Consider the following 20,992-nt stretch of genomic DNA (forward strand, 5'->3'; position numbering starts at 1 on the left):
AACTGAAAAGCACGCGCAATGGCCACCGCCGCTCCCGCTTACATAGCGCACGCACCGCTCGAGGGCTCGGCCCGCGTGTGGGGCACGATCGCGCTGTCTGCGGCAACCTTCATGAACGTGCTCGATTCGTCGATCGCGAACGTGTCGTTGCCCGCCATCTCGGGCGACCTGGGCGTGAGCACCACGCAGGGCACCTGGGTCATCACCAGCTTCGCGGTGGCCAACGCCATCGCGGTGCCGCTCACGGGTTTCATGACCCAGCGCTTCGGCCAGGTGCGCCTGTTCATGGCGAGCGTGATCCTGTTCATGGTGGCTTCGCTGCTGTGCGGCCTGGCGCCGAACATGACCACGCTGATCCTGTTCCGCGCGCTGCAGGGCTTTGTCGCCGGTCCGATGATTCCGCTGTCGCAGACGCTGCTGCTGTCGAGCTATCCGAAGGCCAAGGCCGGCCTTGCGATGGCGATGTGGTCGATGACCACGCTGGTCGCGCCGGTGATGGGGCCGCTGCTCGGCGGCTGGATCACCGACAACATCTCGTGGCCGTGGATCTTCTACATCAACATCCCCGTGGGCATCGTCGCGGCCTCCATCACCTGGGCGCTCTATCGCAAGCGCGAGAGCACCACGCACAAGGTGCCCATCGACGCCATCGGCCTCGCGCTGCTGGTGCTGTGGGTCGGCTCGATGCAGCTCATGCTCGACAAGGGCAAGGAACTCGATTGGTTCCACTCGCCGCAGATCGTCACGATGGCGGTGGTGGCCGTGGTCGGTTTTGCGTTCTTCCTGATCTGGGAGCTGACTGACAAGCACCCGGTTGTTGACCTGTCGCTCTTCAAGCGCCGCAACTTCTGGTCGGGCGCCGTGGCAACGGCCGTGGCCTATGGCCTGTTTTTCGGCAACGTGGTGCTGTTGCCGCTGTGGCTGCAGCAGTGGATGGGCTACACCGCAACGCAGGCGGGGATGATCATGGCGCCGGTGGGCTTGCTGGCGATCTTCTTCTCGCCGGTGGTCGGGCTCACCGTGTCCAAGATCGATCCGAGGCGCTATGCGACCTTCTCGTTCCTGGTGTTCGCGCTGGTGCTGTGGATGCGTTCGAACTTCAACACGCAGGCCGACTTCGTCACCATCATCATCCCGACGGTGATCCAGGGCATCGCGATGGCGTTCTTCTTCATCCCGCTGGTGACGATCACGCTGTCGGGCCTCACGCCCGACCGCATTCCGGCCGCATCGGGGTTGTCGAATTTCCTGCGGATCACGGCAGGTGCCATGGGCACGTCGCTCACCACCACGCTGTGGGACAACCGTGCGACGCTGCACCACGCGCAGCTCGCGGAATCCATCAACCAGGGCAACAACGCAGCCACCAGTGCGATGTCGGGGCTCTCCAGCGGCGGCTTCAGCACCGACCAGGTGATGGGGCAGATCAACCGCCTCGTCGACCAGCAGGCCTACATGCTGGCGACGAACGACATCTTCTATGCGTCGGCGATCCTGTTCCTGCTGCTGATTCCGCTGGTGTGGCTGGCCAAGCCGCAGAAGGGCGGCGCCGGCGGCGACGCCGCGGCCGGCGCGCACTGACCGCACTCTTGCCTCTCATCCCCCATCACCCCCAGGCGTCGCAAGACCCCTGGGGGTTTCTTTCGAAAGGCAGCCTCTCGCATGGATCAATTCGCAGCCATGAAGGCTTTTCGCGCGGTCGTCGAGGCCGGCGGCTTCACCGCCGCGGCCGAGGCGATGGACGTTTCGCACACCGTCGTCTCGCGCCACGTCAAGCAACTGGAAACGGCGCTCGGCGTGCAGTTGCTCAACCGCACGACGCGGCGCTTCGCCCTCACGCAAGCCGGCCAGACTTACTACGAACACAGCCGCCAGATCCTGGACCAGGTCGAGGCGGCAGCGCTCGTCGTCGCGCAGCACCAGATAGAGCCGACGGGCCTGCTGCGCATCAACGCGCCGATGTCCTTCGGTCTGGAAGAGCTGGCGCAGTGGCTGCCCGCCTTTCTCGAGGCGCATCCGCAGGTCAGGGTCGATCTCGTGTGCAACGACCGCTTCGTCGACCTGATCGAAGAGGGCTTCGACGTCGGCCTGCGCCTTGCCTATTCGCTCTCGGATTCGACGCTGATCGTCAAGCGCCTCGCGAGCTTCGAGGAGTGGTGGGTGGCATCGCCCGCCTATCTTGAGCGGCACGGCACGCCTGTCGTTCCTGCCGACCTGTGCGCGCACCAGTGCCTCAACTATTCGCTCGCGGGGAAGGCCGGCCAACCCAGCTTCACCGCGGAGGACGGCAGCGTCCACACGGTCGACGTGGGTGGACGGTTGCAGGCCAACAGCGGCATCGTGCTGCGCGCGGCCGCGCTGGCCGGCACGGGGCTCGCGGCGTCTCCGGCATTCCTCGTGCGCGAGCATGTCGCGCGCGGCGAGCTGGTGCGCGTGCTTGCGGGGTTCAGCCAGCAGCGGCTGAACCTCTATGCGCTCTATCCGCAGAACCGGCACCTGTCGCCGAAGGTGCGCGCTTTCGTCGACTTTGCGGCCGCGCGTTACTCGTCGCCAGCCGTTCAGGCAGGCAGCAGCGACTGATTCAGCAACTGCAGCACGTCGTCGGTCGTCCGCACTTCGGCGACGACGTCCGACACGCCGCGCAGTGCCGCGCGATGCAACTCGCGGTGGTCCAGGACGCCGCCTTCCTCCAGATCGAGGTCGCGCGTCGCGCAGGCATCGCTCACGATGAGGCTCTGGTAGCCGCTCGGTGCGGCATCGAAGGCGGTGGCCGAGATGCACATGTGCGTCATCAGGCCGGTCAGGATCAGCGTCTTGATGCCGCGCGCCTGCAACGCTGCTTCAAGCTCCGTGCCTGCGAAGGCGCTCGGTGTCGCCTTCGTCAGCACGGTGTGGTGTGCCGCCGGGCGCAGTTCTGGATGGATGGCGAAGGCCTCGCTGCCCTCCGCGAAGATCGGGCTGTCCGCGGGCGCGAGGTGCTGCGCATGGAACACCGGCATCGCATGCCGGTCCGCCCACTCGATCAGGCGGTTCGTCTGGCGCAGCGCCGCCAGGCCATCGGGAATGGGCATGCGACCGTCGAAATACTCGTTCTGGAAATCGATCGCGATCAACGCCGTGGTGGCGGGGTCGAGGCGGGTCGTCGGCTGGGCACCGGTGAGGGTGCGGATGCTGGGGTGCTTCATGCGGCTTCTCTGCGTGAAAAAGGAAGCCTGAAGCGTACGAAGCGGCAGCGCTGCCGTGTAGATGCGCAGCCGCACAAGACTTGTGCGGATCGTGACGACCGGCTGTTATTTCACGGGGCTTTCGAGCGCCTTCAGCACGTCATAGCACGCGCCCATCGTGTGATAGTCGGTCTTGCCGGCCGGGCTCTTTTCGTCGCTGATCTTCCCGTTCTGCGGCGTGAGGATGCGATACCACGCGCCGTGTTTGTGGTCGATGAAGTGCGCCCACGAATACGCCCAGATGCTGTCGTACCAGTCCCAGTAGCTCGCATCGCCGGTGCGCACGGCCAGCAGCGCGGCGGCGGCGAAGCTCTCGGCCTGCACCCAGAAATACTTGTCGCCGTCGTACAGCGAGCCGTCGGGCGCGAAGCCGTAGACCAGGCCGCCGTTGTCCGCATCCCAGCCGCGGAACATCGCGGTATCGAAGAAGTGGCGCGCGCGCGGCACGATCCAGCCGGCCTCTCGGCCTTGCGAATCCAGGAGGCGCTCCAGCTGCAGCAGCAGCTTGGCCCACTCGGTCAGATGCCCGGTCTGGAAACCCCAGGGCCGGAAGATGTCGCTGCGGTCGCCGCGATTGAAGTCCCAGTCAACCGACCAGTCGGCGCGGTAGTGCTCCCATACCAGCCCATCGGCCAGCGCGGCCAGCCGACCCGTCACGGCCTCGGCGAGTGCGAGCGCGCGGTCGAGATAGCGCGTGTCGTGCGTCGCCTCGAAGGCCGCCATCATCGCCTCGCAGGCGTGCATGTTGGCGTTCTGTCCGCGATAGGGCGATACCTGCCAGTCGGCCGTGGCTTCGTCGGCGTAGAGGTGGTGGTGCGGCTCCCAGAAATGCCGCTCCATCAGGTCCCATGCGTGCTCCAGCCCTTCGCGCGCCTCGCTCACGCCGGCCATCAGCGCGTGCGCGTGCGCAAGCAACACGAAGGCCAGGCCGTAGCAGTGCTGGGTGCCGTCCAGCACGGTGGCGCGGCCCTCATGCCAGTCGAGCAGCCATGCATAGCCGCCCGCGGGCATGGCATGCGCGCCCTGCAGGAAGGCCAGGCCGTGCCGCGTCGCTTCGAGGTCCGCTACCTGGCCGAAGCGGCGGTACGCGTTCGCGTGGTTGAACACGAAGCGCGCGCTGCTCACCAGATGACGCGTGCGGCGGTCGTAGGCCGTGCCGTCATCCCTGAAGAAATGGAAGAAACCGCCCGAAGGGTCGATATCGCGCGGTTCGTAGAAGGCCAGCGTGTGCCGGATGTGGGCGATCAGGAAATCGGGTGAGCGGAAGTCGGGCATGAAAAGGAAAGGGGTTCGTCAATCCCAGGCGCGCAGGCCCATCTGACGCAACCCCAGGGGCGTCAGGTCGTCGGGCGTGGCACGGCCTTTGAAATCGACTTCGTAGTCTTCGGGTGCGAAATCGGGGCTGCTGCGTCCGGCCAGGAAGGCCGGCGCCTGCCGCTCCATGAAAGCGCGGTTCTTCTCGCACCAGGGCGCCGAGGCGATGTAGATCACGCTGCTGTGCTGGGTGCCGCGGTGCTCGTCCTCCACGGCGTGGATGACGTCGGAGTGCCACCACACGGTGTCGCCGGGCTCGACCAGCGGAATCGGGATCAGCCCGTCGCGCAGCTCGGCATGCCATTCGGCTGTGGCCCCGAGTGCGCGGCCCGGCTGGGCGCCGCAGAGATCGCCTTCGGGCACGTCGGGTTGCAGCGCGCGCAGCAGCATCCAGGGCGCGGTGCGCGCGATCGGCACCAGCCGCAGCGTGCCGTCGCCCGGACCCTGGCGCGACAGTGCGGTCCAGCCCTGGAAGGTGCGAAAGGCCGAGCACACGGCGGGGGAGGGGATTTCGCGCGTGTCGATGCGGCCTTCGGCATCGAAGGGGTCGAAGCGCGCGAGGTCGCCTTCGAACACCTCGCGATACACGTGCCGGAAGGTCGGCTCGCACCAGCGCTCGACCGAGCCGCCATCCGAGTGCGGCGAGAGGCCCAGCGTCGAATCGCCGGGCTCGCGGCGGCGGATGCGATCGGCGTAGTTGGCCTGGCGGTCGGGGTCGAAGAAGTGGGTGCCGTTCTTCTCGAAGGTCCAGAGGCGGTTGAGAAAAGCGCGCGTCGTGTGCATGCGCTCGTCTTGGCGCGCCTGCATTTGCGGACGCGACCAGTAGAGGCCGAAGATCTGCGGCCGGCCCGAGGCCAGCGCGCTGAAGTATTTGTCGAGGCCGGCCTTGGCGCGTGCGTGCGCGAGGTAGTCGTTGCCATCGATGTAGCGGTGGATCTCTTCGTTCCAGGCTCGCACCTGCGCCGGGTCGAACACGCCGCGCACCACCACGCAGCCGCGCCGGTGGATGCGCGCGATCTGCTCGGGCGATACGCGCCCGTGCGCGATGTCGGCATAGGCCAGCTCGGGCACCGCGCCGCCGCTGGCCTGCTCGGCACGCACCGTGGCGACCTCGTCCTCGAGGAATTCGGTTTCGAGCGCGAAGCGCCGGGCGAGATCGGGCACGCTGGCCCGCAACTCGCGCTGGGCCTGCACCACCGCATGGGGAATGTCGTTCATCCAGTCGGTCATGAGCGTCCTTTCCTTGTCGTCGGTGGCGTGCCGTCAGGCGATCAGCGTCTCTGTCTCGGTGTCGAAGAAGACGACCTTCGACAGGTCGATCGCGAAATGCGCCGTCGCCCCGGGCTGCAGCGTCACGTCGGGCGCCAGGCGCGCGGTGAAATCATGCCCGCCAAGGTCGAGCAGCACCAGCGTATCGGCCCCGGTCGGCTCGACCACCTGAACGCGCGCATTCACCAGCCGCTGCATGCCGCGCGCCTCGGCGCCGATATCCGCCAGCCCGACCGCTTCGGCGCGCAGCCCCACGATGACTTCCTGGCCCGCATACGCATGCAGCTGTGCGGGCGTCAGCGACAGCGGCAGGTCGATGCGCACCGCGCCGCCGCCACCGGCGGTCAGCAGTTCCAGACCGCCGGCCGTCGTCATCGCTACCCGCATGCGCAGCAGGTTCATGCGCGGCGAGCCCATGAAGCTCGCGACGAAGGTGTTGGCCGGCCGGTTGTACACCTCGTGCGGCGTGCCCAGTTGCTGCAGCACGCCGCCCTTCATCACCGCGATGCGCGTGGCCAGCGTCATCGCCTCGATCTGGTCGTGTGTGACGTAGACGATGGTGGCGTTGAGCCGTTGGTGCAGCCTCTTGATCTCGGTGCGCATGTCCAGCCGAAGTTGCGCATCGAGGTTGGAGAGCGGCTCGTCGAACAGGTAGAGCTGCGGTTCGCGCGCCAGCGCCCGGCCGATGGCCACGCGTTGGCGCTGGCCGCCCGAGAGCTGGCGGGGCTTGCGGTCCATGAGATGGCCGATCTGCAGCAGTTCGCCCACTTTCTTCACGCGCTCGGCGCGCGCGGCCTTGTCGACCTTGCGCATCTCCAGCGGGAACTCGATGTTCTTCGCCACCGTCATGTTGGGGTAGAGCGCGTACGACTGGAACACCATCGAGATGTTGCGCTCCGCGGGCGCGGTCTTCGTGATGTCCGCGCCATTGAGGCGAAGCTCGCCTTCGGTGGGCTCCTCCAGCCCCGCAATGATGTTCATCAGCGTGCTCTTGCCGCAGCCCGAGGGGCCGACGAGCACGAGGAATTCGCCGTCCTTCAGCGTGATGGAGATGTCGTGCAGTATCTGGACGGGGCCGAAGCTCTTGCGAATACCAATCAGGTCCAACGAAGCCATTCACTAACCTTTGACCGAGCCGGCCATGAGGCCGCGCACGAAATATTTTCCGGAGATGAGATACACGACCAGCGTGGGCAGCGCCGCAATGAACGCCCCCGCGAAATGCACGTTGTATTCCTTGACCCCGGTGGAGCTGTTCACCAGGTTGTTGAGCGCCACCGTGATCGGGAACGAACTGAAGTCGCTGAACGAAGCGCCGAACAGGAATTCGTTCCAGATGTTGGTGAACTGCCAGATCACCGTCACCACGATGATCGGCGTGCTGTTGGGCAGCAAGATGCGCAGCAGCACCCCGAAGAAGCCCGCACCGTCCATGCGCGCCGAGCGCACCAGCTCCTGCGGAAACGCCGCGTAGTAATTGCGGAAGAAGAGCGTCGTGAAGCCGATGCCGTACACCACGTTCACGAAGATCAGCCCCGTCACCGTGCCTGCGATGCCCAGGAACCCCAGCGTGCGCGCCATGGGGATCAAGACGATCTGGAACGGAATGAACACCGAGAACAGCATCGCCGCGAACAGCAGGTGCGCGCCGCGGATGCGGTACTGCGTGAGGATGTAGCCGTTCAGCGCACCGATGAGCGTGGAGATGACCACGGCAGGAACCACCAGCAGGAACGAGTTGATGAAGTAGGGCTTCAGGCCCGTGGGCTGCACGCCGATCTGCGCCGTGCTCCACGCTGCGCGCCATGGATCGAGGGTCCAGTCGATCGGCAGCGTCATCAGGTTGCCGCTGCGGATTTCTTCCAGCGGCTTGAGCGAGTTGATGACCATCACGTAGACCGGCATCAGGAACACGAAGGCCAGCACCAGCAGCACGGCATACAGCACGAAGCGCATCGAACGTTCAGCCATGCCTAGCTCCCCGCATCTCGCGCAGCAGGTAGGGCACCACCACGATGCCGATGGCCGCGAGCATCAGCACAGAACTCGCTGCGCCCACCGCCATCTCGTTGCGCGTGAAGGTGTACTGGTACATGAAGACCGAAGGCAGCCAGGTCGAGCGCCCCGGCCCGCCGTTGGTGAGCGCGATCACCAGGTCGTACGACTTGATCGCCATGTGCGCGAGGATCACGAAGGCCGAGACGAACACCGGCCCGAGCTGCGGGATCACGATGCGCGTGTAGATCTGCCAGGGCCGTGCGCCGTCGACGCGGGCCGCGCTGATCTGCTCCCCGTCGACGCCGCGCAGCCCCGCGAGGAACATCGCCATCACGAAGCCCGTGGTCTGCCACACGGCGGCGATGACCACGCAGTAGATCGCCATGTCGCCATCCTTGATCCAGCCGAACGAGAAGTCGCTCCAGCCCAGGCTCTGCAGCGTGTGCTCGATGCCGACGCCCGGGTCGAGCAGCCACTTCCACGCGGTGCCGGTGACGATCAGCGAGAGCGCCATCGGATAGAGGTAGATCGAGCGCAGCACGCCCTCGGCGCGCACCCTCTGGTCGATGAGGATCGCCAGCACGAGGCCCAGCGCCATCGCCACCACGATGTAGAGGCTCGCGAAGATCGCGAGGTTGCGCAGCGACACCTCCCAGTTCTCCAGCCCCAGCAACCGCTCGTAGGCCGCCGTGCCGGCCCACTCGGCGGTGGGCAGCATGGTCGACGTCGTGAACGACAGGTAGACCGTGAACATGATGTAGCCGTACACGCACACCAGCACGAGCAGGGCGCTCGGGCTCAGCAGCAGCTTGGGCAGCAGTCCGGCCTTCATGAACTTGAACGCGCGGGCACGCCGGACACTCTGGACATCTCGGAGCCGCAGCGCATCAGTTCTTCGCGGCCGACACCATGGCGGCCACCGCCTTCTTGTCGTCCAGCTGACCGTTGAAGTGGCGCGTGATCACGTCGTAGAACGCGTTCTTGATCGAGGCCGGTTCCGCATGGCCGTGGCCGATGGAGCCGACCAGCGTGTTGGCCTTGCTGGCCTCGGCCAGGTCCTTGATGGCCTTCTTGCCGCAGGCGTCGAAGGCGGTGTCGGGCACGTCGGTGCGCGCGGGCGCCGAGCCCTTGGCCACGTTGAAGGTCGACTGGAAGCCCGGGTCCATGATCGCGGCGGCCAGCTTCTGCTGCGCGGCGGACTTGCCGGCATCCTTGAGCGTGAACATCACGAACTGGTCGGCATTGAAGGTGACCGTGCCCTGCGTGCCCGGAAAGCGGAAGCAGGCGAAGTCTTTCCCCGGCACCAGCTTGGCGTTGACGAACTCGCCCTTGGCCCAGTCGCCCATGATCTGGAAGCCGGCCTTGCCGCCAATCACCATGCCCGAGGCCACGTTCCAGTCGCGGCCCGAGAAGTCCTTGTCCACGAGCTTGCGCAGCTGCGCCATGCGCTGGAACACTTTTTCGGTGGTCGGCGAATTGATGGTCTTCGTGTCCAGTTCGATGAAGGCCTTGCGGTAGTAGTCGACGCCTCCGGTGGACATGGCCACGCTGTCGAAGAGCGTCGCGTCCTGCCACGGCTGGCCGCCGTGGGCGAGGGCGATGAAGCCGGCCTTCTGCACCTTCTCGGCGGCGGCGATGAACTCGTCCCAGTTCTTCGGCTCGGCCGTCACGCCCGCCTTCGCGAGCACGGCCTGGTTGGCCCAGACCCAGTTGGTCGAGTGCACGTTCACCGGCGCGGCGATCCACTTGCCGTTGTACTTCGAGAATTTCTGCAGTGCAGGGGGCACCACCTTGTCCCAGCCGTCCTTCTGCGCGAGCGCGTTGAGGTCGGCCACCACGCCCTGCTTGCCCCAGTCGAGGATGTCGAAGCCCAGCATCTGCGATGCGGTGGGCGGATTGCCCGAGGTCACGCGGGCGCGCAGCGCGGTCATCGCGGCCTCGCCGCCACCGCCGGCCACGGGCATGTCGTTCCACTTCACGCCCTGCTTCTCGAGGTTGGACTTCAGCACGTTGAGCGCGCCGGCCTCGCTGCCCGAGGTCCACCAGTGCAGGACCTCCACGCTTTGTTGCTGGGCCATGGCGGCGCTGGCGGCAAGACCGATGGCGACGGCGACGATGCTCTTCTTCATGTGTTTCTCCGGTTGCAGGGTGCGCGGCAGTTTAGGCAGCGCTACCTGCCTTTCCGCCTTGTGCTTTCCCGGACGAAACACGGCGTTGGCAGCGCAACAAAGGCCACTTCGCCGGAGAGAAAAGAGGGCCTCAGTCCACTGTGCTCTGCCGCACGATCAGCTCGACCGGCAGCGTGTTCAGGCGCGGCAGCGAGCTGCCGTGCATCGCCAGTTCGACGCCCATGCGACCCAGCGCCTGGCGGTCCACGCGCACCGTGGTGAGTGGCGGCTTGGCCGATGCGGCGGTCTGCACATCGTCGAAGCCCACGATCGCGACGTCCTCGGGCACGCGCAGACCCGCGGCCAGGCAGGTGTCGAGCGCCGCGAGCGCCGCCATGTCGTTGCAGGCGAACACGGCGTCGGGCGGTTTGCGCAGGCGCAGCAGCTGCTGCATTGCAGCGGAGGCGCCGCGGTCGTGCGGCAGGCCCAGCGGCGCGACCACTTCCAGTTCGGGATCGGCGAGGATGCCGGCCTCGAACATCGCCCGGCGGTAGCCATGGGCCCGCTCGAGGATGCTCACGTGCGCGAGCGACCCTGCGATGTAGGCGATGCGCCGGCGGCCGATGTCCAGCAGGTGGCGCGTGGCCAGGTAGCCGCCAGTCGCGTTGTCGGGGTTCACCGCGAGCATGTCGCGCAGCGAGAAATCGATCAGCGCGAAGGGCAGGTCGAGCCCGGCCACCATGTCGAGCACCTCGGTCTCGAAGAAGCCGGCCGCCAGGATCATGTCGGGCTCGTGCAGCCGCAGCTGCTCGCGGATCGGGTCGGTCGGGCCGCAGGTGAGCAGCGTGGGCACGACGCCGAATTCGCGGCAGGCCTCCTCCACCCCGTGCAACACGTCGGAGAAGAAGGGGTTGACCGAGAAGTGGCTGTGTTGGCGGTGCACCATGAAGACCAGCCGCTTGGCCTTCGCGCTGCGCAGGCGCCCGGCGTTGTAGCCGACGTCGCTGGCGATCTTGCGGATCATGCGGCGGGTGTCGTCCGAGAGGCCGCGCTGGTTCTTCAGGGCACGCGAGACGGTGCTGATCGACACACCGGCGGCCTCGGCCACATCGCGGATCGTTACGGGCATGGATGGCATGAAGAGCTGTCGGGAGAGGGCGGACGGGGCGTCATTGTCAACGCGACGACAGTTGGTGATCGTGCATAACTTGTCCGTCTTGTGCAGGTTGCACTGCAGCATAGGCATTTGCCCCAGTATGCAAGCGCGGGTCGCCCACCAACAATCGGTCCGCGCTCCATGGTGGCGCGCCAAGATGGACCGCATGACCGACTTCTTTTTTCCGAACCCCGGCGACCTCGCGAGATGAGCGACGTCATCCTCGAAACACGCCAGCTCACCAAGGAATTCAAGGGGTTCACCGCGGTCAGCAAGGTCAACCTCTCGGTGGTGCGCGGCTCGATCCACGCACTCATCGGCCCCAATGGCGCGGGCAAGACCACCTGCTTCAACCTGCTCACCAAGTTCCTGGAGCCGACCACCGGCACGATCCTGTTCAACGGGCAGGACATCACCGGCGAGCGACCCGCGCAGATCGCACGGCGGGGCATCATCCGCTCGTTCCAGATCTCGGCCGTGTTCCCGCATCTCACGCTGCTGGAGAACGTGCGCCTGGGCCTGCAGCGGCGCCTGGGCACCTCGTACCACTTCTGGAAGAGCGAGAAGTCGCTCAAGCCATTGGATGCCAGAGCCCGCGAGCTGCTTGCTGAAGTCGGCCTGGAAGAACTCGCCGACGAACAGACCGTGAACCTGCCCTACGGCCGCAAGCGCGCGCTCGAGATCGCCACCACGCTGGCGATGGAACCCGAGCTGATGCTGCTGGACGAACCCACGCAGGGCATGGGCCACGAGGACGTGCACCGCGTGGCCGAGCTCATCAAGCGCGTGTCGGCCGGGCGCACCATCCTGATGGTCGAACACAACATGAGCGTGGTCTCCACCATCGCCGACACCATCACCGTGCTGCAACGCGGCGCGGTGCTGGCCGAAGGCCCCTACGCCGAAGTCTCGAAGAACCCGCAGGTCATGGAGGCCTACATGGGCACGACGGACGGCGAAATGCAGGGCGCGCACTGATGACCGCCGCACTCGAAATCAAGGGCCTTCAAGCCTGGTACGGCGAATCGCATGTGCTGCATGGCGTGGACATGGTCGTGCAGCCGGGCGAAGTCGTCACGCTGCTGGGCCGCAACGGTGCGGGCCGCACCACCGCGCTGCGCGCGATCATGGGCCTGACCGGTGCGCGCAAGGGCAGCATCGAAGTCAACGGCAAAGAGACGATCGCGATGCCCACGCACCGCATCGCTCATCTGGGCATCGGCTACTGCCCCGAGGAGCGCGGCATCTTCGCGAGCCTTTCGTGCGAAGAAAATCTGCTGCTTCCACCCGAGCTCAAGGGCGCGGGCCCGGGCATGTCGGTCGAAGAGATCTACGCCATGTTCCCCAACTTGGCCGAGCGCCGCCACAGCCAGGGCACGCGCCTGTCGGGCGGCGAGCAACAGATGCTCGCGGTCGCGCGCATCCTGCGCACGGGCGCCAAGCTGCTCCTGCTCGACGAGATTTCCGAAGGCCTCGCGCCGGTCATCGTCCAGGCACTGGCCCGCATGATCACCACGCTGCGCGCCAAGGGCTACACCATCGTGATGGTGGAGCAGAACTTCCGCTTCGCCGCGCCGCTGGCCGACCGCTTCTATGTCATGGAGCATGGCCGCATCGTCGAGAAGTTCGGCGCCGCCGAGCTCGAAGCCAAGATGCCGGTGCTCACCGAGCTGCTCGGCGTCTGAACCCATTCAAACAAACACCCAAAGATTTTTCAGGAGACAAAACCATGAACAAGAAACTCGGCCTCATCGCCACCGCCGTCGCTGTCCTCGCCATGGGCGCAGGCGCCGCACAGGCCCAGGAAAAAGTGAAGATCGGCTTCGTCACCGACCTGTCGAGCCTCTATGCCGACCTCGAAGGCAAGGGCGGCGCCACTGCCATCCAGATGGCCATCGACGACTTCGGCGGCAAGGTGCTGGGCCAGCCCATCGAACTGCTGGTGGCCGACCATCAGAACAAGGCCGACATCGCCGCCTCCAAGGCTCGCGAGTGGGTCGACACGGCGGGCGTGACCATGATCTTCGGCGGCACCAACTCCGGCACCGCGCTGGCCACCGCCAAGGTGGCGGAAGAGAAGAAGCGCGTGTACTTCAACAACGGCGCGGGCAGCTCGGTGCTCACCAACGAGCAGTGCTCGCCCTACACCGTGCACTACGCCTACGACACCGTGGCGCTGGCCAAGGGCACCGGCGCGGCGGTCGTGGACCGTGGCGGCAAGAGCTGGTTCTTCCTGACGGCCGACTACGCCTTCGGCCACGCGCTGGAAGCCGACACCACCAAGGTGGTGAAGGAAAAGGGCGGCACGGTGGTGGGCGCGGTCCGCCACCCGCTGAACGCATCGGACTTCTCGTCGTTCCTGCTGCAGGCGCAGAACTCCAAGGCGCAGATCCTGGGCCTGGCGAATGCGGGCGGCGACACCATCAATGCGATCAAGGCATCGAAGGAATTCGGCATCAACAAGACCATGAAGACCGCGGGCCTGCTGGTCTTTTTGAGCGACGTGCACAGCCTGGGCCTGAAGAACACCGAAGGCCTGCTGCACACCACCAGCTGGTACTGGGACCTGAACGACGACACGCGCAAGTTCGCCAACCGCTTCTTCGAGAAGACCAAGCGCATGCCCACCGACGTGCAGGCAGCCGACTACTCGGCCACCACCACTTACCTGAAGGCCGTGGCCGCCGCGAAGACCACCGATTCCGACAAGGTGATGGCGCAGCTCAAGAGCATGAAGATCGACGACTTCTACGCCAAGGGGCAGATCCGCGCCGACGGCAGCTTCATCCACGACATGTACCTGGTCGAGGTGAAGTCGCCCGCCGAGTCGAAGAAGCCCTGGGATTACCTGAAGGTGCTCAAGACGCTGCCGGGCGACCAGGTCTTCACCACGAAGGCCGAGAGCAAGTGCGCCGCCTGGAAGTGATTCGCGCCTCCGTGATTTTTCGTTCCTTCATTAGGAGTTCTTGACCATGAAAAAGACGTTCGTGCTTTCCGGCCTCTCTCTTGCCATTGCGCTGGCCGCCGGCGCCGCGCAGGCGCAGGACAAGGTCAAGATCGGTTTCATCACCGACATGTCGAGCCTCTACGCGGACGTGGAGGGCAAGAACGGCGCCCTGGCGATCCAGATGGCCATCGACGACTTCGGCGGCAAGGTCAACGGCATGCCCATCGAGCTCCTGTCGGCCGACCACCAGAACAAGGCCGACATCGCCGCCTCGAAGGCGCGCGAGTGGATCGACACGCAGGGCCTGACGATGCTGTTCGGCGGCACCAGCTCGGGCACGGGCCTTGCGATGGCGAAGGTGGCGCAGGAGAAGAAGCGCGTCTTCATCGTCAACGGCGCGGGCAGCTCGGCGCTCACCAACGAGCAGTGCTCGCCCTACACCGTGCACTACGCCTACGACACCGTGGCGCTGGCCAAGGGCACCGGCAGCGCGGTGATCGCGCGCGGCGACAAGAGCTGGTATTTCCTCACCGCCGACTACGCCTTCGGTCAGGCGCTGGAAGCCGACGCCACGAAGGTCGTGAAAGAGAAGGGCGGCACGGTGCTCGGCAGCGTGAAGCACCCACTCAACACGTCCGACTTCTCTTCGTTCCTGCTGCAGGCGCAGAACTCCAAGGCGCAGGTGCTCGCGCTCGCCAATGCCGGCGGCGACACCATCAATTCAATCAAGGCGGCCAAGGAATTCGGCATCACCAAGTCGATGAAGATGGTGGGCCTCCTGGTCTTCGTGACCGACGTGCACAGCCTGGGACTGAAGAACACCGAGGGCCTGCTGCTCACCACCAGCTGGGACTGGAACCTCGACGACAAGACGCGCGCCTTCGGCAAGCGCTTCTTCGAGAAGACCAAGCGCATGCCCACCGACATCCAGGCGGCCGACTACTCGGCCACCATGACCTACCTGAAGGCCGTGCAGGCTGCCAAGACGGTCGATGCCGACAAGGTCATGGAGACCATCAAGGCCACGCCCATCGACGACTTCTATGCCAAGGGCACCGTGCGCGCCGACGGCCGCTTCGTGCATGACATGTACCTGGTGCAGGTCAAGTCGCCAGCCGAATCGAAGCAGCCTTGGGACTACTACAAGGTGATCCAGAAGCTCAAGGGCGAAGAGGTCTTCACCACGAAGGCCGAGAGCAAGTGCGCCCTCTGGAAGTGATCTCCCGCGGGCGCCGCTTCGGCGCCCGGGTTCGTTGAAACGCTTATGAACATTTCCCTCCCTGCCTTGTTGAGCCAGCTCCTCCTGGGGCTGGTCAACGGCTCGTTCTACGCCATCCTGAGCCTCGGGCTGGCGGTGATCTTCGGTTTGCTCAACGTCATCAACTTCGCGCACGGCGCGCTGTTCATGCTGGGGGCCGTCCTGACCTGGATGGCCATGGAGTATTTCGGCATCAACTACTGGGTGATGCTGATCGCGGCGCCCATCCTCATCGGCCTCTTCGGCGTGGTGATCGAGCGGCTGCTGCTGCGCTGGATCTACAAGCTCGACCACCTCTACGGCCTCTTGCTCACGCTCGGCCTCACGCTCTTGATCGAAGGCGTGTTTCGTTCGGTCTACGGCGTCTCGGGCCTGCCCTACGACGCGCCCGATGCACTGTCGAGCGCCACCGACCTTGGCTTCATGGTGCTGCCCAACTACCGTGCCTGGGTGGTCGTCGCCTCGCTGGTGATCTGCTTTGCCACCTGGTACGTGATCGAGAAGACGCGCCTGGGCGCTTATCTGCGCGCCGGCACCGAGAACCCGCGCCTCGTGGAAGCCTTCGGTGTCAACGTGCCGCTGATGATCACGCTGACCTACGCCTTCGGCTGCGCGCTTGCCGCCTTCGCCGGCGTGCTGGCCGCACCGGTGATGCAGGTGTCGCCGCTGATGGGGCAGAACCTCATCATCGTGGTGTTCGCGGTGGTCGTGATCGGCGGCATGGGTTCGATCATGGGTGCCATCCTCACCGGTCTGGGCCTCGGCGTGATCGAGGGGCTTACCAAGGTTTTCTACCCGGAGGCTTCCTCCACTGTTGTGTTCGTGATCATGGTCATCGTGCTCTTGATTCGCCCCGCCGGCCTGTTCGGCAAAGAGAAATAAGGCGGATGGCATGAACATGAAAAAAATCTCTACCGTCGTCTACGCATTGCTGCTGGTCGCCCTAGTGCTCGCGCCGTTCTTCGGCGCCTACCCGGTGTTCGTGATGAAGCTCATGTGCTTCGCGCTGTTCGCTGCGGCCTTCAACCTGCTGCTGGGCTTCACCGGCCTGCTGTCCTTCGGCCATGCGGCCTTCCTGGGCGGCTCGGCATATGTGGCGGGCCATGCGATGAAGGTCTGGGGCCTCACCCCCGAGCTGGGCCTCATCGCCGGGACCTTGAGCGGTGCCTTCCTCGGCTGGATCTTCGGCATCCTTGCCATTCGCCGCCAAGGCATCTACTTCGCGATGATCACGCTGGCGCTCGCGCAGATGATGTTCTTCGTCGCGCTGCAGGCCAAGTTCACCGGCGGCGAAGACGGCCTGCAGGGCGTGCCGCGCGGCAAGCTCTTCGGCGTGATCGATCTGTCGAACGACCTCACGATGTACTACGTCGCGCTGGTGGTCGTGGTGGCTGCGTTCCTCCTGATCGTGCGCACCATCCACTCGCCGTTCGGGCAGGTGTTGAAGGGCATCAAGGAGAACGAACCGCGCGCGCTCTCGCTGGGCTACGACGTGAGCCGCTTCAAGCTGCTGGCCTTCGTGATCTCGGCGGCGCTCTCAGGTCTCGCGGGTTCGCTCAAGACGCTGGTGCTGGGCTTCGCCACGCTGTCGGACGTGCACTGGACCGCCTCGGGCCAGGTCATCCTGATGACGCTGGTGGGCGGCCTTGGCACGCTCTCGGGTCCCATCGTGGGCTCGGCGGTGGTGGTGCTGCTGGAGAACAAGATCGGCGAACTGGGCAACTTCCTCGCACGCATCACGACCATCGACTGGTTCAACACCCTGGGCGAGTCGGTGACCATGGTCACGGGCCTGATCTTCGTGATCTGCGTGCTGGCTTTCCGCAAGGGGATCATGGGCGAGATCATCGCGTTCATCGACCGGCGACGGGCCAAACAGGCCAAGGACTGACCAGCCAATAACAAAAAAGGGAGCGCAGGCTCCCTTTTTCATTGGGTCAGCAGTTGCCTTTTTTCGCCTGTCCGGGTGGGCAGAAATCGCGGTCGTGCCCGTGCCGATTGCCATGGCGGCGATCGTCGCGATCGTGCCGCCGGTGGCCGTCGTCCCATTCGCGGTCGCGGCGGGCCTCACGGCGGGCTTCCCGGCGGCGCCAATCGCCTTCGGTCCAGCGCCAGCCGCCACGGTCTTCGACCCAGCGGCCCGGGGCGTAGGCATAGCCTGCCCGCGCGGGCCGCCAGTCGCCGCGTCGCCACGCATACGCGCGACCGTCCCAGGCCCAGCGGCCCGGCACCCAGACATAGCCGCCGCGCGGTGGCGGTGGTGCCTCGTAGCGTGGTGGCGGCGGCGCCACCATGACCAACCCGGGAACGTTGATGTTCACCGAGACCTGTGCGTTCGCGCCAAGGGGCGTGGCCAGCAATGCAAAAGCGCTGGCCAGGCCGAGCGCGGCGAATCGAATCTTCATGGGGGCCTCTCTTCTTGATGGGGTGTGATCCACGCCTCCAACGCAGCCCGGTGCCGGGCGGTTGTCAGGACTTGCATTGCCTACAGCCTCAGCGGGGCGGCATAACCAGTCATTTCCAGGTAGCCGCGGCCCACGCGCCGGCCCTCTGCATCGAGCAGGTCGCTGAGGCCTTCCCAGTAGACGCCGCCGGTCGAGCCGCGGCTGTCGAGTTCCTGGTCGTCGAGCAGGGCGCGCACCTCGAAGTTGCCGGAAGGCGTCTGCACGCGCCACTGCGTCGGGTACTTCGCCTGCGTGCGCGGACTGCTCCACGCGTTGACGCTCTCGAAACGCACCTCGTCGTTCCTGAAGACACGCAGGACGCCGTCCCGAGTGCGGAACGAGCCGCCGCCCCACAGGGCGCCGCCATCCTTGCGGCGCAAATGAAAGGCGGTGAGCGCACTCCCGTCGTCGAGGTTCATGCCGATCCAGTCCCAGCCCACGGCCTCGGGGTGCATCAACGCCTCGCTCCATTCGTGGTCGAGCCATGCCGTGCCCTCGACCTCGAAGGCCTGGCCCTTGAGCGTGAGCTTGCCCTGCGTCTTGAGCTGAGGCTCGCTGTAGTAGTAGCTCGCCTGGGCTTCATCGGGCCCCTTGCGCGAGAGGCCGGCGTTGCCTTGCAGCAGCACCGGTTGCGTCGGTGTGAAGCGCAGGTCGAGTGCGAACTCGCCGGCCGGGATGCGCGCGGTGTAGCCACCGTCCTTGCGCACCAGCGACCAGTCGCGCAGCCGCACCTCGGTATCGGCCTCGCTGGCCGATGCGACGCCGAAACCCGCGCGCGCAATGCGCTGGTCGTGCAACAGCACGCGGCCTTCGAGGTCGGTGACGGCCGCATGTGCGAACACGAGGTTCTTCGCGGCGAAGGCCGAGCGCATGTTCTGCGTCGCGTCGATGCGCGAGCGGAAGAAGGTCACCTGAAAGCCGAACTCGCGCCCCGCTGCGTTCTTCGCGTGGCCGGTGATGTACCACCACTCGGTGTGCAGGTCGGGATGGCTGCCGAAGTCGCGCGGGAACTGCAGCGTGCGCAGAGGCAATGCCCAACTCGCAGCAGGCGTCGCGGCCAGCACGGCAAGCAGCAGGCTGCGCCGCGAGAGCCCGAAAGAACCGAAGGAAGAGGGAGGCATCACCCCGCCACCAGCGCATCGATGCGCTGCTGCGCAGGCCCGATGTCGCCGAACGCGTTCTTTACCCAGGCCGCATCGTGATAGCTCGGCAGGTAGCGCTCGCCCGAATCGCACAGCAGCGAAAGAATCGAGCCCTGCCGCCCGGCCACGCGCATCTCCTGCGCAACGGCCAGCATGCCGATGAAGTTGGTGCCCGTCGAAGGCCCCACCTTGCGCCCGAGCAGCGTCGAGAGCGCATGCATCGCAGCCACCGAATCGAGGTTCGGCACCTCGATCATGCGGTCCACCAGTGTGCGGATGAAGCTCGGCTCCACGCGCGGCCGCCCGATGCCTTCGATGCGCGAGCCCACGGCCGTCAGCGTGGCGTCGCCCGTGCGGTGATAGGCCGAGAACACCGAGCCCTCGGGATCGGGCACGCACACCTGCGTGTCGTGGCAGCGGTAGCGCAGGTACCGGCCGATGGTCGCGCTGGTGCCGCCGGTGCCCGCGCCCACCACGATCCATTTCGGTATCGGATGCCGTTCGCGCGCCATCTGCTGGAACATGCTCTCGGCGATGTTGTTGTTGCCGCGCCAGTCGGTCGCACGCTCGGCGTAGGTGAACTGGTCCATGTAGTGGCCGCCGGTGCGCTCGGCCAGCGCGCGGGCCTCCTCGTACACCTCTGCCGCGTGGTCCACGAAGTGGCAGCTCGCGCCGTAGAACGCGATCTGCGCGACCTTCTCGGGCGAGGTGCTGCGCGGCATCACCGCGATGAAGGGCAGGCCCAGGAGGCGCGCGAAGTAGGCCTCGCTCACGGCCGTCGAGCCGCTCGAGGCCTCGACGATGGTCGTGCCCTCGCGCACCCAGCCGTTGCACAGCGCATAGAGAAAGAGCGAGCGCGCGAGCCTGTGCTTGAGGCTGCCGGTCGGGTGGGTGGATTCGTCTTTGAGGTACAGGTCGATGCCCGCTGCGGCGAGTGCGGGCATGGGGAGCGGGATGAGGTGCGTGTCGGCGCTGCGTTGGTAGTCGGCTTCGATGCGGCGGATGGCGCTGTCGAGCCAGGCGCTGCAGGAGGAGGAGAGAGGGTGGCGCATGACACCAGTCTACAAGTCATGTTCTTGTGTTCTGTGGCGCGGCGGGCGGATCAATAGGATGCGCGCGATACCTCCGAGACGCAGAGTGACGGGGCATTCTTTCTAACGAAGTTTGGAGGAAAGTATTTTTCCAATTTCTGCCATCGATTCCGGATTTGTCATTTCTCCATGCTGGCAGTCTATTTCGTGTGTATGTATTTCTCCCATGACGATGGAGGACCAAGCATCCTGATTGAGTGGTTGCGCTGCTTGGGTGGCCTTGAATATCGTCAGGTCTCCATTGAGTTTTGGGGGGACATAAGATTTGATCAGCGAGAGGTTGTGCTGCATGATCTTCCACATTTTTTCAAACTCGTCGTCTCCCAGGTCATTGGAATCGGTTTTCTTTCGAAGAAAAGGTTTGAATAGTTCATAGAATTTTTCTTCGTTCCTGCGTATCTCCTCTGCGCGAGCCGAGGATATTTTTTTTCGATAGATATTCACAGGGTGGGTATCGAGGAGAAATAGCGTGTTATTTAATTCTCCTCTTTGGATGAGTATGTTCGCCATTTCATAGGCGACGTAGCCTCCAAAAGACCATCCAAGCAGATTGTAAGGGCCGGTCGGTTGAATCTTCTTGATCTGTTCGATGTAGTTCTTTGCCATTTCCTGAATGGTTTCTGGGATGAAATCGAAATCCAAAAATCCCCGTGACTGAAATCCAAAGATCGGATGTCCCTTTTTAAGATGCTTCACCAAGGGAGAATAAGCCCAGCTCAACCCTCCCGCTGGATGAACGCAGAACAGGGGCGGTAAATTTCCGCCGGATCTGATGGGAATCAGCATATCGAAGGAATTGCTCTTTCCTTCGAAGTTGTCGATGCGCTCGCTGAGGCGGGCCACGGTGGGGGCCTCGAACAAGGTCCGGATGGCAAGCTCCACGCCCAGGGTGGACCGGATGCGGCTGACCAGGCGGGTGGCCAACAGGGAGTGGCCGCCCAGGTCGAAGAAGTTGTCGTCGATGCCCACAAGCGCCAGACCGAGGACTTCGCAGAAGAGTGTGGAGAGGATCTGCTCTTGCGGGGTGCGCGGAGCGCGCAT

At 65.2% G+C, this 20,992-nt stretch carries 20 protein-coding genes; 8 read left to right on the forward strand and 12 right to left on the reverse strand.

Annotation, left to right across the window (positions count from 1 at the left end; all coding sequences use genetic code 11):
* Positions 1–18: 18 nt before the first annotated feature.
* Entirely contained in the window at positions 19–1,581 is a 1,563-nt protein-coding gene (locus tag ACSFA7_RS15570; protein WP_435500196.1) for a DHA2 family efflux MFS transporter permease subunit, read from the forward strand.
* Positions 1,582–1,662: 81 nt separating this feature from the next.
* A complete protein-coding gene (locus tag ACSFA7_RS15575; RefSeq protein WP_435500197.1) occupies positions 1,663–2,580 on the forward strand; it encodes a LysR family transcriptional regulator in 918 nt (305 codons plus the stop codon).
* On the opposite strand, the gene ACSFA7_RS15580 is transcribed toward ACSFA7_RS15575, so the two are convergent.
* From ACSFA7_RS15580 to ACSFA7_RS15615, 8 genes are all read right to left on the reverse strand, one after another.
* A complete protein-coding gene (locus ACSFA7_RS15580) occupies positions 2,559–3,185 on the reverse strand; it encodes a cysteine hydrolase family protein (RefSeq protein WP_435500198.1) in 627 nt (208 codons plus the stop codon). The two genes, ACSFA7_RS15575 and ACSFA7_RS15580, sit on opposite strands and share 22 nt — an antisense overlap.
* Before the next feature lie 105 nt (positions 3,186–3,290).
* A complete protein-coding gene (locus tag ACSFA7_RS15585; protein ID WP_435500199.1) occupies positions 3,291–4,499 on the reverse strand; it encodes an AGE family epimerase/isomerase in 1,209 nt (402 codons plus the stop codon).
* An 18-nt stretch (positions 4,500–4,517) separates the two neighbouring features.
* Positions 4,518–5,768 carry a YbiU family protein gene (locus tag ACSFA7_RS15590; RefSeq protein ID WP_435500200.1) on the reverse strand — a complete coding sequence of 417 codons (1,251 nt, stop codon included), beginning with the start codon at positions 5,766–5,768 and terminating at the stop codon, positions 4,518–4,520.
* Between the two features lie 33 nt (positions 5,769–5,801).
* On the reverse strand, positions 5,802–6,923 hold the full coding sequence (locus ACSFA7_RS15595; RefSeq protein ID WP_435500201.1) for an ABC transporter ATP-binding protein: 1,122 nt from the start codon (positions 6,921–6,923) through the stop codon (positions 5,802–5,804).
* 3 nt (positions 6,924–6,926) lie between these two features.
* The gene (locus ACSFA7_RS15600) at positions 6,927–7,778 is read right to left on the reverse strand and encodes a carbohydrate ABC transporter permease (protein WP_435500202.1); all 852 of its coding nucleotides are present in this window, start codon (positions 7,776–7,778) and stop codon (positions 6,927–6,929) included.
* Positions 7,771–8,637 carry a carbohydrate ABC transporter permease gene (locus ACSFA7_RS15605; protein WP_435500203.1) on the reverse strand — a complete coding sequence of 289 codons (867 nt, stop codon included), beginning with the start codon at positions 8,635–8,637 and terminating at the stop codon, positions 7,771–7,773. Before ACSFA7_RS15605 ends, ACSFA7_RS15600 begins: the two co-directional genes overlap by 8 nt.
* A gap of 55 nt (positions 8,638–8,692) precedes the next feature.
* Positions 8,693–9,934: an ABC transporter substrate-binding protein gene (locus tag ACSFA7_RS15610; protein WP_435500204.1), complete on the reverse strand. Its 1,242-nt coding sequence runs from the start codon at positions 9,932–9,934 to the stop codon at positions 8,693–8,695.
* Positions 9,935–10,064: 130 nt separating this feature from the next.
* Positions 10,065–11,042 (reverse strand): LacI family DNA-binding transcriptional regulator, encoded by a 978-nt coding sequence (locus ACSFA7_RS15615; RefSeq protein ID WP_435500205.1) that lies wholly within the window; start codon positions 11,040–11,042, stop codon positions 10,065–10,067.
* Positions 11,043–11,276: 234 nt separating this feature from the next.
* Here ACSFA7_RS15615 and ACSFA7_RS15620 point away from each other — a divergent pair, with 234 nt between their 5' ends.
* The 6 genes from ACSFA7_RS15620 to ACSFA7_RS15645 all read left to right on the forward strand — a co-directional run bounded on the left by ACSFA7_RS15620 (position 11,277) and on the right by ACSFA7_RS15645 (position 17,165).
* Positions 11,277–12,047 (forward strand): ABC transporter ATP-binding protein, encoded by a 771-nt coding sequence (locus ACSFA7_RS15620; protein WP_013542391.1) that lies wholly within the window; start codon positions 11,277–11,279, stop codon positions 12,045–12,047.
* Positions 12,047–12,754, forward strand: coding sequence for an ABC transporter ATP-binding protein (locus ACSFA7_RS15625; protein WP_435500206.1), 708 nt, complete (start codon positions 12,047–12,049; stop codon positions 12,752–12,754). The genes ACSFA7_RS15620 and ACSFA7_RS15625 overlap by 1 nt, the downstream gene beginning before the upstream one ends.
* Before the next feature lie 92 nt (positions 12,755–12,846).
* Entirely contained in the window at positions 12,847–13,995 is a 1,149-nt protein-coding gene (locus ACSFA7_RS15630; protein ID WP_307648506.1) for an ABC transporter substrate-binding protein, read from the forward strand.
* A 46-nt stretch (positions 13,996–14,041) separates the two neighbouring features.
* A complete protein-coding gene (locus ACSFA7_RS15635; RefSeq protein ID WP_435500207.1) occupies positions 14,042–15,235 on the forward strand; it encodes an ABC transporter substrate-binding protein in 1,194 nt (397 codons plus the stop codon).
* Positions 15,236–15,280: 45 nt separating this feature from the next.
* Complete coding sequence (locus ACSFA7_RS15640) at positions 15,281–16,156, forward strand: branched-chain amino acid ABC transporter permease (RefSeq protein ID WP_042581796.1); 876 nt, start codon at positions 15,281–15,283, stop codon at positions 16,154–16,156.
* Positions 16,157–16,166: 10 nt separating this feature from the next.
* Positions 16,167–17,165 (forward strand): branched-chain amino acid ABC transporter permease, encoded by a 999-nt coding sequence (locus ACSFA7_RS15645; RefSeq protein WP_435500208.1) that lies wholly within the window; start codon positions 16,167–16,169, stop codon positions 17,163–17,165.
* 46 nt (positions 17,166–17,211) lie between these two features.
* Here the strand turns inward: ACSFA7_RS15645 and ACSFA7_RS15650 are convergent, their stop codons facing one another.
* From ACSFA7_RS15650 to ACSFA7_RS15665, 4 genes are all read right to left on the reverse strand, one after another.
* Positions 17,212–17,679, reverse strand: a complete 468-nt coding sequence (locus ACSFA7_RS15650; protein ID WP_435500209.1) for a YXWGXW repeat-containing protein — start codon at positions 17,677–17,679, stop codon at positions 17,212–17,214.
* 80 nt (positions 17,680–17,759) lie between these two features.
* Positions 17,760–18,839, reverse strand: coding sequence for a lipocalin-like domain-containing protein (locus ACSFA7_RS15655; protein WP_435500210.1), 1,080 nt, complete (start codon positions 18,837–18,839; stop codon positions 17,760–17,762).
* Complete coding sequence (locus ACSFA7_RS15660) at positions 18,839–19,912, reverse strand: PLP-dependent cysteine synthase family protein (RefSeq protein ID WP_435500211.1); 1,074 nt, start codon at positions 19,910–19,912, stop codon at positions 18,839–18,841. The genes ACSFA7_RS15655 and ACSFA7_RS15660 overlap by 1 nt, the downstream gene beginning before the upstream one ends.
* 102 nt (positions 19,913–20,014) lie before the next feature.
* Positions 20,015–20,992, reverse strand: a 978-nt coding sequence (locus ACSFA7_RS15665; RefSeq protein ID WP_435500212.1) for a thioesterase domain-containing protein, incomplete at its 5' end; no start/stop codon positions are given.

Origin of the sequence: Variovorax trehalosi, assembly GCF_051216415.1 — a bacterium.
Lineage (GTDB): Bacteria > Pseudomonadota > Gammaproteobacteria > Burkholderiales > Burkholderiaceae_C > Variovorax.